Annotated in this window: 10 protein-coding genes, 1 tRNA gene and 1 pseudogene; 7 read left to right on the forward strand and 5 right to left on the reverse strand. The window is 66.0% G+C overall.

Features of this window, described 5'->3' with window-relative positions; all coding sequences use genetic code 11:
* Positions 1-2: 2 nt before the first annotated feature.
* Entirely contained in the window at positions 3-860 is an 858-nt protein-coding gene (locus tag AC5P66_RS10415) for a class I SAM-dependent methyltransferase (RefSeq protein WP_099494938.1), read from the reverse strand.
* A 169-nt stretch (positions 861-1,029) separates the two neighbouring features.
* Between AC5P66_RS10415 and AC5P66_RS10420 the strand changes: the two genes are divergently transcribed.
* The 4 genes from AC5P66_RS10420 to AC5P66_RS10435 all read left to right on the forward strand — a co-directional run bounded on the left by AC5P66_RS10420 (position 1,030) and on the right by AC5P66_RS10435 (position 5,498).
* Complete coding sequence (locus tag AC5P66_RS10420) at positions 1,030-1,986, forward strand: aldo/keto reductase (protein ID WP_099494937.1); 957 nt, start codon at positions 1,030-1,032, stop codon at positions 1,984-1,986.
* 683 nt (positions 1,987-2,669) lie between these two features.
* A tRNA-Thr gene (locus AC5P66_RS10425) sits at positions 2,670-2,740 on the forward strand.
* A 356-nt stretch (positions 2,741-3,096) separates the two neighbouring features.
* Complete coding sequence (locus AC5P66_RS10430) at positions 3,097-4,221, forward strand: slipin family protein (protein WP_049413215.1); 1,125 nt, start codon at positions 3,097-3,099, stop codon at positions 4,219-4,221.
* Positions 4,222-4,277: 56 nt separating this feature from the next.
* Positions 4,278-5,498 carry an RtcB family protein gene (locus tag AC5P66_RS10435; protein WP_049413214.1) on the forward strand — a complete coding sequence of 407 codons (1,221 nt, stop codon included), beginning with the start codon at positions 4,278-4,280 and terminating at the stop codon, positions 5,496-5,498.
* 95 nt (positions 5,499-5,593) lie between these two features.
* On the opposite strand, the gene AC5P66_RS10440 is transcribed toward AC5P66_RS10435, so the two are convergent.
* On the reverse strand, positions 5,594-6,499 hold the full coding sequence (locus AC5P66_RS10440) for an NAD(P)/FAD-dependent oxidoreductase (protein WP_099485723.1): 906 nt from the start codon (positions 6,497-6,499) through the stop codon (positions 5,594-5,596).
* Positions 6,489-6,944, reverse strand: coding sequence for an Rrf2 family transcriptional regulator (locus tag AC5P66_RS10445; protein ID WP_049413211.1), 456 nt, complete (start codon positions 6,942-6,944; stop codon positions 6,489-6,491). The genes AC5P66_RS10440 and AC5P66_RS10445 overlap by 11 nt, the downstream gene beginning before the upstream one ends.
* 183 nt (positions 6,945-7,127) lie before the next feature.
* On the opposite strand from AC5P66_RS10445, the gene AC5P66_RS10450 reads away from it, so the two are divergent.
* Together AC5P66_RS10450 and dkgB are read left to right on the forward strand one after the other, a co-directional pair.
* Positions 7,128-9,248 (forward strand): methyl-accepting chemotaxis protein, encoded by a 2,121-nt coding sequence (locus tag AC5P66_RS10450; RefSeq protein WP_495216287.1) that lies wholly within the window; start codon positions 7,128-7,130, stop codon positions 9,246-9,248.
* 246 nt (positions 9,249-9,494) lie between these two features.
* Positions 9,495-10,394, forward strand: a complete 900-nt coding sequence (gene dkgB / locus AC5P66_RS10455) for a 2,5-didehydrogluconate reductase DkgB (RefSeq protein ID WP_495216288.1) — start codon at positions 9,495-9,497, stop codon at positions 10,392-10,394.
* A 62-nt stretch (positions 10,395-10,456) separates the two neighbouring features.
* Here dkgB and AC5P66_RS10460 read toward each other — a convergent pair whose 3' ends face one another.
* Positions 10,457-12,190 carry an ATP-binding protein gene (locus tag AC5P66_RS10460; protein WP_099485717.1) on the reverse strand — a complete coding sequence of 578 codons (1,734 nt, stop codon included), beginning with the start codon at positions 12,188-12,190 and terminating at the stop codon, positions 10,457-10,459.
* Positions 12,183-12,518, reverse strand: coding sequence for a hypothetical protein (locus AC5P66_RS10465; RefSeq protein ID WP_239666635.1), 336 nt, complete (start codon positions 12,516-12,518; stop codon positions 12,183-12,185). Before AC5P66_RS10465 ends, AC5P66_RS10460 begins: the two co-directional genes overlap by 8 nt.
* 387 nt (positions 12,519-12,905) lie before the next feature.
* On the opposite strand from AC5P66_RS10465, the pseudogene AC5P66_RS10470 reads away from it, so the two are divergent.
* A pseudogene (locus AC5P66_RS10470) lies at positions 12,906-13,568 on the forward strand (YdcF family protein); the annotation flags it as partial.
* Positions 13,569-13,586 lie beyond the last annotated feature (18 nt).

A 13,586-nucleotide genomic window follows, 5' to 3' on the forward strand; every position in this document is an offset into this window, starting at 1 on the left:
CCTTACGGCTTGATGAAACGCAGGGTCATGCGGTCGCTTTCGCCGATCGCCTGGTACTTCGCATCATCGGCCTTGTCGTGCTGGTTGGTCGGCGGCAGCGTCCACACGCCGTTGGGGTGGTCCTTGGTGTCGCGCGGGTTGGCGTTGACCTCGCTGCGCGCGTCCAGCTTGAAGCCGGCGGCCTCGGCCATCGCGATCACCTGCTGCTGGCCGACATAGCCGGTGTCATCGTCATCGGCCACATCGGCCTTGGCGCGATGTTCGACCACGCCCAGCACGCCGCCCGGCTTGAGCACGTTGAAGAAGCCCTGGAACATGCCCTGCGCCTGGCCGGCCTTGCGCCAGTTGTGCACGTTGCGGAAGGTCAGCACCACATCGGCTGAATTGGCCGGGCCGAACACCGGCTTGGCCGGATCGTAGGCGACCACGGCAGTCTTGCCGAACTGCGCGGGTGCACCGGCGTACTTCTTTTCCAGGCTGTCGCGGCTGCGCTGCTGGTAGTCACGGCCGCGACCCTCAGGCACCGCCATCGGATCGACCACGGCAGCCACATAGTGGCCCTTGTCATGCAGCAGCGGCGCCAGGATCTCCGAATACCAGCCGTTGCCGGGCGTGATCTCGATGACGGTCTTTTCCGGCGTCACCTTGAAGAACGACAGCGTCTGCGCCGGGTGGCGGAAGCCATCGCGCTTGACGTTGTTGGCATCGCGGGTGGTCGCCTTTACCGCCGCATCGATGGCCGGCAAGACCTGGATCTTCGCCGGTGCCACCGTGGCCGGTGCGGCGAACGCAGGAACAGCAGCAAGCAGGGCCGAAGCAAGCAGCAGGCGGCAACCACGCAGGGACGAAGCAGGCATCATCGGGACGACTCCAGCGGAAGATGCGGCGAGACTAGCAGTCGCAGTGTCCCAGGTGTTCACAAAACGTTAGCGGCGTGCGCGTCGCGGAACACTGTTTTGTGGTCGTCGCCGCAGCACGGTCACACATCGCGTTCTATTCTGGAACACTTCCCCCAAGGAGTCCGTGCCCATGACGGCAACCCGCGAACTGGGCCGTTCCGGCCTGCATGTACGTCCGCTCGCCTTCGGTGGCAACGTGTTCGGCTGGAGCGCCGATGAGAAGGCCAGCTTCGCCCTGCTCGATGCCTTCGTTGACGCCGGTTTCAATCTGGTCGACACCGCCGATGTGTACTCGGCCTGGGTGCCGGGCAATGCCGGCGGCGAATCGGAAACACTGATCGGCAAGTGGTTTGCCCGCAGCGGCAAGCGCGACAAGGTGGTGCTGGCGACCAAGGTGGCCAAGTGGGCCGAGCGCCCTGGCCTGACCCCGGACAACATCAATGCAGCGGTCGAGGATTCGCTGCGCCGGCTGCAGACCGACGTGATCGATCTGTACCAGGCCCACGAGGATGACGAGGCGACGCCGCTGGAAGCGACCCTGGCCGCATTCGGCCGCCTGATCGAGGCCGGCAAGGTACGAGCGATCGGTGCCTCCAACTACAGCGCCACGCGCCTGGCCGATGCGCTGAAGGTGTCCACCGACTACAAGTTGCCGCGTTACGAAACCCTGCAGCCGGAGTACAACCTGTATGACCGCGCCGGCTACGAAAAGGAACTGGAACCGCTGGTGCAGCGCGAGCAGATCGGCGTGATCGGCTACTACGCGCTGGCCAGCGGCTTCCTCAGCGGCAAGTACCGCACGCCGGCCGATGCAGCCAAGAGCCCGGCGCGTGGCGAGACCGTGGTGAAGCGCTACCTGAACCCGCGCGGCCTGCGCATCCTGCAGGCGCTGGACGACGTGGCCAGCAAGCACAGCGCAAGCGCTGCACAGATCGCACTGGCATGGCAGATCGCGCGGCCGTCGGTCACCGCGCCGATCGTCAGCGCCACCAGCATCGAACAGCTGCACGACCTGCTGGCCGCAGCGAGCGTATCGCTGAGCGTGCAGGATGTCGCGCAGCTGGATGCCGCCAGCGCCGAAGCCTGAGACCCGGTAGTGCCGGCCGCTGGCCGGCATGACACAGTCAGGTAGTGCCGGTCGCTGGCCGGCATCGCGCGGTAAAGAAGAAAATAATTGAACAAAATGGTTGCGCGCGACTAAATCGTGGTTTATCGTGCGCACCTCGTTTCAACAACCACTGGAAACTTCCCTTGAACGCGCATTCCGTCGCCATCGCCAAACTGCTGCCATGCCTGCGCATGGGCGGGCTGGCGCGCGCGTTCGGCAAGGAAGTCCAGCTGACAACGGCCTGATACCCGCCCTGCGGAGATCGGCCACCCCGATCTCCGAGGCCTGACGACGCCCTCGGAACGCAAGTCCCGGGGGCGTTTTCGTTTGCGTCGGCACAAGGACCCGCGATGCCAGAACTGCACCCCGCGCGGCGACCCGCCGCTCACTGACACAGGTTTTTCTGCTGCGCCGGAGGATTTTCTCCGCGTGCATGGCAACGCCTGGACATTATCTGCATCGCACTCAAACATTATCGCTCGCCGATAATGTCGGTGGCCTGCACCCTCGATTCTCCAACGGTCCCGTTTCAACCACGGGCTGGTGCGCGCGGCGTTGCCGTGGCGTATGCCGGAGGTCGCGGACATGCCATCGCCTGGATCGCCTGCTGGAGGCAGGCGCCGGTTCGCCGGCACGCGGTTCGATTCCGCGCGGTTCACCACTGGATAGCTCAGTAGGGTAGAGCAACGGATCCGTAATCCGTCTGTCGTGGGTTCGACTCCCACTCCAACCACATGACCTTTCACGTCATGACTTGAAGCAACACCCGGGGCGCAAGCCCCAGCGGCCATCGTCGCCGTCCACGGTCACTGCCTTCTGGCGGGGGCGTGGAAGGCAACGGACCGCACGCCGGGCCTCGGCCTGTCACCACTACCTGCCCCACGCTGCTCCGGTGCTGTCTGCCGGCAGCATGGCCGCAAGGGTGATGACGCACCGCAGGCTCCGCGCGCGGACCGTCCGCCGATGGCCGCCCTCTTCCGCCGGCTGCGCGTGATGTGCAGGCGACCTCGCCACGACCTGATCGACCCGGGTCATGGCGGTTCATCCGCAACGGGTCGAACCACCAGAGCCATACAAGGAGAGACTCCCATGTTCTGGACCATCAAGGTCGTGATCGGCGACGGCGAGCGCGGCCTGGTGTATCGCAACCGTCGTTTCCAGCAGATCCTGCTGCCGGGCGTGCACCGCCTATCGCCGTTCGGCGGCCGTCCGCAGGTTGACATCCACACTGCATCGAAGGGCGCGGCCTATACCGGCAGCGACCAGGACAGCCTGATCGAAGCGCTGGGCGCACAGCTGGACACGCACTTCGTGCTGGCCAACGTCGGTGCCGGCGAGGTCGGCCTGTTGCTGCGCAATGGCCGCATCGATGAAGTGCTGCCGCCGGGCAGCCGTCGCCTGTACTGGCGCGGTTCGGTCGACACCCAGGTGCGCGTGATGGCGCTGGGTGACGAGCCGCGCATTCCGGCGGACGTGCAGCAGCGCCTGGGCCAGCTGGGCGTGCTGCCGCGTGTGGCGGTGATCAGCAGCGTGCCGAGCGAGTCGGTGGGCCTGCTGTTCATCGATGGCACGCTACGGCAGACGCTGGACGCCGGCCTGCACGCGTTCTGGAACTTCAACGGCAACGTGTCGGTGGAGCGTGTGGAGCTGCGCGCGCGGTCGCTGGACGTATCCGGCCAGGAGCTGCTCAGCCGCGACAAGGTGACCCTGCGGGTGAACCTGGCCGCGACCGTGCAGGTGGTCGACCCGGTGCGTGCACACCGCACGCTCAGCAATGCCGATGAGTTCGTCTACCGGCAGCTGCAGTTCGGCCTGCGCCAGGCGATTGCCGCGCGCAGCCTGGACGAGCTGCTGGGTGACAAGGCAGCACTGGACGGTGAGATCGCCGCCCATGTGCAGGCCGCGATCGAGGGCCACGGTGTACGTCTGCTTGGCGTGGGCATCAAGGACGTGATCCTGCCGGGCGAGATGAAGGAGATCCTCAACGGCGTGGTGCTGGCCGAGAAGCAGGCCCAGGCCAGCGTGATCCGTCGCCGCGAGGAGGCCAACGCCACGCGATCGCAGCTCAACACCGCAAAGCTGATCGAGGACAACCCGGTGCTGATGCGCTTGAAGGAGCTGGAGGCACTGGAGAAGGTCACCGAGAAGATCGACAAGCTCACCGTGTTCGGCGGCCTGGATGGCGTGCTGAAGCAGCTGGTGACGATCAGGTAGGGGGTAGCGGCGGTGCAGGGACGCGCCGCCGGCCCATCAAGGACAAACACGAAGACATGGACACTCAACACAACTATCAATGGCTGCATGCCGAGGGCACCACGCCGATCAAGGGCTGGGTCAACGGTGTGCCGCTGGAAGCGCAGGCGCATGAGCAGCTGCGCAACATCGCGGCGATCCCGTTCGTCGGGCCGTGGGTGGCCGTGATGCCGGACGTGCACCTGGGCAAGGGCGCGACCGTGGGCTCGGTGATCCCGACCCGCGGTGCGATCATCCCGGCCGCGGTCGGCGTCGACATCGGCTGCGGCATGGCGGCGGTGCGCACCACGCTGCGCGCCAATGACCTGCCCGACGACCTCCGGCAGCTGCGCAACAGCATCGAGCGCAGCATCCCGGTCGGCAATGGGCGCGGCGGCGAACATCAGCGCATGCCCGACAGCATCCATACCCGGCTGGTGCAGTCCGGGCTGGCCGCCGGCCTGGAGAAGATCAAGGACAGGCACCGCCGGATCCGCACCGACAAGCTCGACCGCCAGCTGGGGACGCTGGGTGGCGGCAACCACTTCATCGAACTGTGCCTGGACGAGACCGACACGGTGTGGGTGATGCTGCACAGCGGGTCGCGCGGCACCGGCAACCTGATCGGTACCTACTTCATCGAGAAGGCGCGCGAGGAACTGGCCCGGCGTGTGCTGGGCTTCCACTTGCCGGACAAGGACCTGGCGTTCTTCATGGAAGGCGAGCCGCTGTTCGATGACTACGTCGAAGCCGTGTCGTGGGCGCAGGACTACGCCCGGCAGAACCGCGAGGCGATGATGTCGCGCGTGCTGGCCGAGATGCGCCACCGGCTGCCGAAGTTCCAGCTGGCGGCAATGGCGGTGAACTGCCACCACAACTACGTACAGAAGGAAACGCACCACGGGCAGGAGCTGCTGGTGACCCGGAAGGGGGCCGTCAGCGCCCGCGAGGGTGAGCTGGGCATCATTCCCGGCAGCATGGGCACGCGCAGCTACATCGTGCGTGGCAAGGGCAACGCGGACAGCTTCCACAGCTGCAGCCACGGTGCCGGCCGGGTGATGAGCCGTGGCGCCGCGCGCCAGCAGATCACGCTGGCCCAGCATCGCGAGGCCACCGCGCACGTGGAATGCCGCAAGGACAGCGGCGTGCTGGACGAGTCACCGGCCGCGTACAAGTCGATCGACGATGTGATGGCCGCGCAGCTGGACCTGGTCGACGTGGTGCACACCCTGCGCCAGGTGTTGTGCGTGAAGGGGTAACGGAGCGGTGCCGGCCAAGGCCGGCCTCTACCAGAGCAGCACGTCGCGTCGGGGGTCAGATCCCTTTCTGCGAAAGGGATCTGACCCCGGCACATTCAGCGCGGCACGCTGTCTTCGGCCACCAGCGCGTGGTGCACGCCGATGCCCGCGCGCACGCCTTCGGCCATGGCCAGGGTGATGTTGCCGACCGTCGTCGCATCGCCTGCGGCATACACGTTCGGCACCGAGGTCTGCTTCATCATGTCGACCTCGATCAACTCGCCCAGCGGGCTCTCGGCCAATGTGCAGCCCAGCTGCTGCACCAGCGGCGTGGCCATCACCTGGGTGGCCGGCACGAACAGCGCCCGCTGGGCGATGCGGCGGCCATCGGCCAGCTCCACTTCCAGCCAGGTCGGCTGGTCGCCCTGCACGCCCAGCACCGGCGACGTCTCGATCTGCACGCCGCGCTGCTGCATGGCAGCCCGTTCCTCATCGGTGATCGGCAGGCCCTGGCTGAAGAAGGTGACATTGCCCCAGTCGGCAAACAGCGGCGCCTTGCCGGCGGACATCGGATGGCCGCCAAGCAGGCCGATGGCGCCGCCACCCACTTCGTAACCATGGCAGTAGGGGCAGTGCAGCACGGTGCTGCCCCAACGCTCGGCCAGCCCGGGCAGTTCCGGCAGCTGGTCGGCGATACCGCTGGCCAGCAGCAGCTTGCGCGCGGCCAGCACCTGGCCATCGGCGGTACGTACTTCCACGCCCTCTGCGCTGGCGTTGGCCTGCACGGCCTCGGCATGCACCCAGCGCACGCTGGGGTAATCCAGCAGCTGCTGGCGCGCGGTCTTCAGCAGCTCGGCGCCGCTGATGCCATCCAGCCCCGGCACCCCGTGCGAATGGCTGGCGAAGCGGTTGCGTGGTGAACCGGCGTCGATGACGGTGACCGGGCGGCGGGCACGGGCCAGGATCAGGCCGGCGGCAATGCCGGCATAGCTGCCGCCGACGATGAGCACATCAGGATTCATGGTGACCTTCCAGGGAACGGTGATGGGCGAGATGGCGGGCGAAGTCGGCGCCGAGCTTGTCCAGCGTGGCCGCCCGCAGGCGCTGTTCGAGCAGGCGCTGTGCTTCGCGTGCACCCTCCAGCAGGGCGCTGTTGACCAGCTGCTGGATCGGGCAGCCACCGCCGGAATCGCGGGTGCCTACCTGTACCAGCGACGGTGCGCCCACCGCCAGGTAGACGTCATGCAGGGTGATGGCTGCGGCAGCACGGGCCAGCTGGCTGCCCCCCCCATGGCCGCGGGTGCTGCGTACCAGGCCGGCCTTGTGCAGCTGCGCCAGCAGACGGCGGATCACCACCGGATGGGTCGGCAGGCAGGACGCCAGCTGCTCGGAGGTGCGCGGGCCATCCTGGCCGACCAGGTGCGCCATCACGTGCAGGGCGTCAGACAGCGGGTTCGCGGATTTCATGTAACTATATTAGTTACATTTATATCCCCTGTCCAGGGTCCGTATTCGTTCCATATGGACACATTTGTCCTATGAAACACTTCCTTCACATCACTAAACGAAACGCCAATGTGATGTTCGTCGCACTTCAGCGGGAGCTTGGCAGGTCGATACCGCATTGCCCCTTCCCGAGAGTGCTTCCCGATGAATGCGTCTGTCCGTGCTCCGCGCCTGCAGTCCAAGCTGCTCGGCGCGGTCTCTGTTGGCTTGGCCGTGGTCCTGCTGTGCGCGCTGGCTGGCCTGGCCTCCGCCTGGTTCAAGTTGTCCACCGAGGTTCCACCCGAAGTCGCGCACAGCCGCGACGCCGAACGCCTGCAGCGTGAGTTCCGCGGCCAGGTGCAGGAATGGAAGAACGTGCTGCTGCGTGGCCACGACGACGCGTTGCGTCAGCGCCACCTGGACGCTTTCGACAACGAAGGCCGCCTGGTCGAACGGCTGGCCAAGGGCCTGGTGACCAGCCCGGACGCGCGCACGCGTGAACTGGCGCAGGCGTTCGTTGGCCTGCACGCGCAGCTGCAGCAGGACTATCACGCGGCGCTGCAGGCATTTGCCGCGGCCGGCTACGATCCGGCCGCCGGCGACAACCTGGTGCGCGGCAAGGATCGCGCGGTGGCGACCGCTCTGGATGCATTGAGCGCGCATGCCACGCAGGTGGCCGAAGCGGCGCTGGCGGCACGTTCGCAGCAGGCGCGGCAGACCCTGCTGCTGTGCGCGTCACTGACGGTGCTGGCCGCCGTGCTGTTGCTGATCGGCCTGGCCTGGTGGCTGCGGCGCGCCGTGGTGCAGCCGGTACTGGCGGTGGAAGCCGCTGCACGCGCAGTGGCTGCCGGCGACCTGCAGCACGTGGTGCAGGTGCGCAGCCGCGACGAGATCGGACGCCTCGCACAGGCGATGCAAGCGTTGCAGTCCACGCTGCGCGGCGTGCTGGATGCGCAGGCCGCGATGGCCCAGGCGCACGAGGCCGGCACCATCAGCCATCGCATGGACGCCGCTGCCTTCCCCGGCGCGTTCGGCACCATGGTGGCCGACTGCAACACGCTGGTCGACGCACACATCCGGGTGAAGATGCGCGCGATCTCGATCATGGGCCGCTACGCCGTCGGCGACCTCAGCCAGGACATGGAACGCCTGCCCGGCGAGAAGGCAGTGATCACCGAAGCGCTGGATGCGGTCAAGCACAACCTCGGTGCGATCAACGGCGAAATCCGCCGCCTGGCCGAAGCGGCGGCCGCCGGTGACTTCAGCCAGCGCGGCGACAGTGCGCGCTTCGAGCATGATTTCCATGCGATGGTCGAGGGCCTCAACCGCCTGATGCAGACTACCGAGCTGAACCTGGGCGAGGTCTCCAGCATGCTGCGTGCCATCGCCGGCGGCCGCCTCGGCGCGCGCATGCACGGTGATTTCCAGGGCGTGTTCGCGCGCATCGCCGGCGATGCCAACACCACTGCCGCGCAGCTGGCAACCATCGTCACCGACATCAAGCATGCCTCCGGCAACATCCATACCGCTTCCGCAGAGATTGCCGCCGGCAACAATGACCTGTCGCGCCGCACCGAACAGCAGGCCGCCAATCTGGAAGAGACCGCGGCATCCATGGAAGAGTTGACCTCCACCGTGCGCCAGAATGCCGAGCACGCGCGCCAGGCCAATCAGCTGGCGATCGGTGCACAGGGTGTCGCCTCACACGGTGGCAGCGTGGTCGGGCAGGTGGTGGCGACCATGGGTGCGATCGAAGCGTCGTCGCGGCAGATCGCCGAGATCATCAGCGTGATCGATGGCATCGCGTTCCAGACCAACATCCTGGCGTTGAACGCCGCGGTGGAAGCGGCACGCGCCGGTGAGCAGGGCCGCGGATTCGCGGTGGTCGCCAGCGAAGTGCGCACGCTGGCGCAGCGCTCTGCCGCGGCGGCAAAGGAGATCAAGTCGCTGATCGAGGCGTCGGTGGAACAGGTCGGTGAGGGTGCGCAGCGCGTGCGCGAGGCCGGTGACACCATGGCCGAGATCGTCGCCTCGGTGCAGCGCGTGACCGACATCATGGCCGAGATCTCTGCGGCGTCGCAGGAGCAGAGCGCAGCCATCGAACAGGTCAGCCAGACGGTGATCCAGATGGACGGCACCACCCAGCAGAACGCCGCGCTGGTGGAAGAAGCCAGCGCCGCGGCGCGCAGCCTGGAACAGCAGGCGAACCGGTTGATCGATGCGGTGGATGTGTTCGACCTGTCGGCCACGGCGGCGGCGAAGGGCGGGCTGGCACGCGCGGCTTGATTGATCCGGTTGCCGGCCAGCGGCCGGCACTACCGTGGAGCGCAGACAGGAGGAGTGCCGGCCACTGGCCGGCAGCGTCCAACGCTGCATGGGTGGTGGCATGAACAGTGCGGACCAACGGTCCGCACCCACCACCACCTGCCGTCGTACACGTCGATGCAATGCACCGTTGCCGGCATGCACACGGCCGCTGGCCTACCCTTTCGTGGACATTCCCGCGTCCCTCCCCCTCTGCTGGAGCTCCCCATGACTGTCCCCGCCTTCGGTCTCGGCACCTTCCGCCTGAAAGACCAGACCGTGATCGACTCCGTGCGCAACGCGCTGGAGGTCGGCTACCGCGCCATCGATACCGCGCAGATCTACGGCAACGAAGCCGAAGTCGGCACCGTGATCGACTCCGTGCGCAACGCGCTGGAGGTCGGCTACCGCGCCATCGATACCGCGCAGATCTACGGCAACGAAGCCGAAGTCGGCCAGGCCATCACCGATTCTGGCGTGCCGCGCGATCACATCTACCTGACCACCAAGGTCTGGATCACCGCGTTCAAGCGAGAAGCGCTGCTGGCCAGCCTGCGTACCAGCCTGGAAAAGCTGCGCACCGACCATGTCGACCTGGCACTGATCCACTGGCCATCGCCGAACGACAAGGTCGACGTGCCGATGGAGGAGTACCTGACCGCACTGGCCGAGGCCAAGGCACAGGGCCTGACGACGGAAATCGGCATCTCCAACTTCACCATCGCGCAGACCCGCAAGGCGATCGAGATCCTTGGCGCTGATGCGATCGCCACCAACCAGATCGAGATCCACCCGTACCTGCAGAACCGCCTGCTGGTGAAGTTCCTGCAGGACAACGGCATCCACATCACCGCCTACATGAGCCTGGCCTATGGCGAGGTGATCAAGGACCCGGTGATCCAGGCCATCGCCGGCCGCCACCAGGCCACGCCGGCGCAGGTCGCGCTGGCCTGGGCACTGCAGCAGGGTTTCTCGGTGATTCCGTCCTCGACCAAGCGCGAGAACCTGGCGAGCAACCTGGAAGCGGCCGCGGTCCGCCTGACCGACGAAGACATGGCACAGATCGCCAAGCTCGACCGCGGCCATCGCCTGGCCAACCCGGAAGGGATTGCACCCGCCTGGGATTGATTCCACCGCGGCTACGGATCGGAATCGGCAGGTGCCGACCTTGGTCGGCACCTGCCGAACGGTCAGCGCTCGGCAACACCGCGCAACATGTCCAGGACGCTCTCGATGTCCAGTGGCTTGCACAGAAAACCAGCCGCGCCCAGCGCCTGCGCCCTGTCAATTACCTCTAACCGGGTGTCTGCGCTCATTACCAGAACGGGAGGCGCCGCAGGGTCCCTGACCAGCGCCTCCAGTACGTCCCATCCACTGCAACCTGGCATGTGCAGATCCAGCAGAACTACGTCGGGCGCCAGCGTCTTGATGACGGCCTGAGCATCGTGGCCATCTTGCCGGAAGCTGAGGCGATGGCCTGCACACTGCAGCAGGTGCTGCACCACCTCGCGGTTGGTCTCCACGTCTTCGAACAGCAGGCAGTGGAGCGGACGAACCACCGCCGCGTGCGACTGGAAAAGCTCATCCAGGGAAGGAAGCGGCTCAGCCGCATCGCTCACGGCAGCAGCGAAGCACCAAACGAATGAAGCGCCGCCGGCGTCGCTGCGGCCGACGCTGATCGTTCCGCCCATGGCATCGGAAATCAACCGAACGATGTACAGCCCGAGGCCGACGCCCTGTTCGCAACGTGCTTCGCCCTGACTGACCTGCACGAAAGGCGAGAAAATCATGCCTCTCTGCGCTTCGTCGATGCCCGTCCCGGAGTCGCAGACCGAGATCCGCACCTGCCAGTCATCCACCGATCGAACGGCGCCAACCGAGACCCTCGCCTCGCCCGCCATGGGACTGAACTTGATGGCATTGCAGAGAAGATTGGTCACCACCTGTTCGATGCGACCGCCATCTGCCAACAGCCATACGTCTGCTCTGCCAACATCCACCTGCACTACCACGCCTTTGTCTGCAGCCGCAGGCATGCAGTTCGCCCGCGCCGCCTCAATGATGGAACGCAGCGAACAAGGGTGTGGCCGCAGTTTCAGCTTGCCACCATCGATGCTGGCAACATCAAGTACATCATCGATGCGATGTCGGAGCGCCTGGGCCTGCCCTGCAACGGTGGCCAGTGCGTGTCGCTGGCCAGCACTCGCCGTACTGACCTCCAGAAGCTGGATGCCGCTGATGATCGCATTGAGCGGCGTGCGAAGCTCATGACTCATGGTGCCGACGAATCGCCCTTGCGCTTCACGCGACGCGATGGCACGCAACGCGATTTCGCGCATCGCTGCCACCAGTGACGCCACGACCAGCGGCAACAGGATGGTCAGCGCCAGCGCATAGGCCAGATAGGCGGGCCGCGAGAACCAGTAGCCTTCGGGGGCTGCCCACAGCAGCGCCACGGCCGTTACCGCGATTGCCGGCGCCATGGCCTTGCGTCCGTAAGCCACCGTCGCGGCGATGACGAGGAACGGCAGGATTGCATTGAGCGCCATCAACAGGATGAAGGCCGCGTGCACCTGGATGGTCACCATCGCCAGACTGAGCAGGAGACCCGCCACGTCGTACCACCTGTCGTGACGCGCCCTGCGAAGGTTTACAAAGAGTGCCCACGCTACAGAGACCGCCAGAAGCGCAACGGCTGCAGGCAGCACCCGCGCTGCCTCATCGGCCAGAACAGGCTGAGGGCCCTCGATCCAGAGCCAGCACCACAGCACCGCGAGCGCCTGCAACAGCACCCGGAACCCACTGGCGCGCGGCTCCTGGAAGCATGACAGCAGTAGAGCCAGACGATGCATTTCCAGCACGCGCGCAGCATGCAGCAGCGCTGCCGGGGACGACATTGGAGAGGGCGTGTACGGATCATGCATGTGAGCGTCCCCCGGTCAGTGATTGACCCGTCGTGCGTCCCAGAAGGCGCTTTGCCGAGATTGCCAGCGCACAGCCGCGCAGCCGCACGCTGCCGATTGCTTCGCCGGAGCGGAGAGCATCAGCCAGATCTTCGCAGGCATCGGCAATCCTGCAGCTGCCCAACGCCGAGGTCACACTTTTCAGGGCATGCATGCGCGAAAGCTCCTGTTCCAGGCAACCCGGGGATTCACTCTCCGCAGCGCTCATCCAGCGCGATATCGCCTCGTCCAGGGCAACGGCAAACGATGGAAACTGGTCTGGCGCGGTCGCTGCAATCAGGCTGAGCATCGATCGCTGCCCGAGCTCAGGTCCGTCTGCGGGACGTTGCCGCGGCTCTACGCCTTGCGTTGAGTTCAAGCGCCGCAATGCTCTCCTCTGCTTGTCGCATTCAACACCTGAAGAGATGCGTTTGCGCGTTCCGCGACGCCCAAACAGAGGCCTGAAGCGACAGCGTGCGGAGCGTATGGCCTACTGCATCCGTTGATGGATCTGCAGGAACAGCTGCGGAAACGTGCTACCCAGAAGATGCCCGGCAGCGGCCGCGAGCAGGATGGCGCCCACGATGGCAACACATCTGACCGGGAGTGACATTCGCTTCAGATCCATGGCATCCAGCATGGAAGCAACGATCGCGTAACGCCATCGGATTCCTTTCAAATCTTCCTGAGGTTCGTCATGCTCGCCCTGGCACTCTTTCTGCTGCTGTCGTGTGCGGTTTTGGTTCGAAAGCGACACGTGCGTAGCGGCGCCCTGCTCGCCGTAGCGCCACTGGCCATCTTGGCCAGCGCGAGCGCGCCCATCACGCAACGGCTGCTGGACCTGGCACAGGATGCGCCGCCAAGCACTGCAACAGCGCACCATCCACGCACGGCGATTGTCGTTCTAGGCGCTGGCATCGATCAGGACGCTCACGGCTCCAGGCCCGGCCTGGCTGGCTATAGCCGGTTGATGGCCGCAACGCAGCGCTACCTCGCCTGCGAACGCATCGGTGAAGCCTGCGTGGTGCTGGTCAGCGGAGGCGCTGCTGCGCCGGATAATGCCCCAGAAGCCAACGTCTACGCGCGTGAACTGATTGCGCTGGGCGTACCTGCGGAACACATTGTGCGCGAGCACGCCAGCGTGAACACCTGGCAGAACGCTAGGAACAGCAGCCGAATGATCCAGCGCGACAGTGTCCGGGTAGTGCTGGTGACCTCTGGCCTGCACCTAAGGCGCAGTCTGATCTACTTCCGGCACTTCGGTGTCGTGGCCGAGGGCTTGCCCAGTGATCGCCTCCGCGCCTCGCCGGGGTGGCTTCCCTCTGCATACAACCTGCTGCTGATCGAAGTGATGCTGCACGAGTACATCGGCGTCCTG

It is taken from the genome of Stenotrophomonas sp. YJH_SMC_122 (assembly GCF_059369535.1).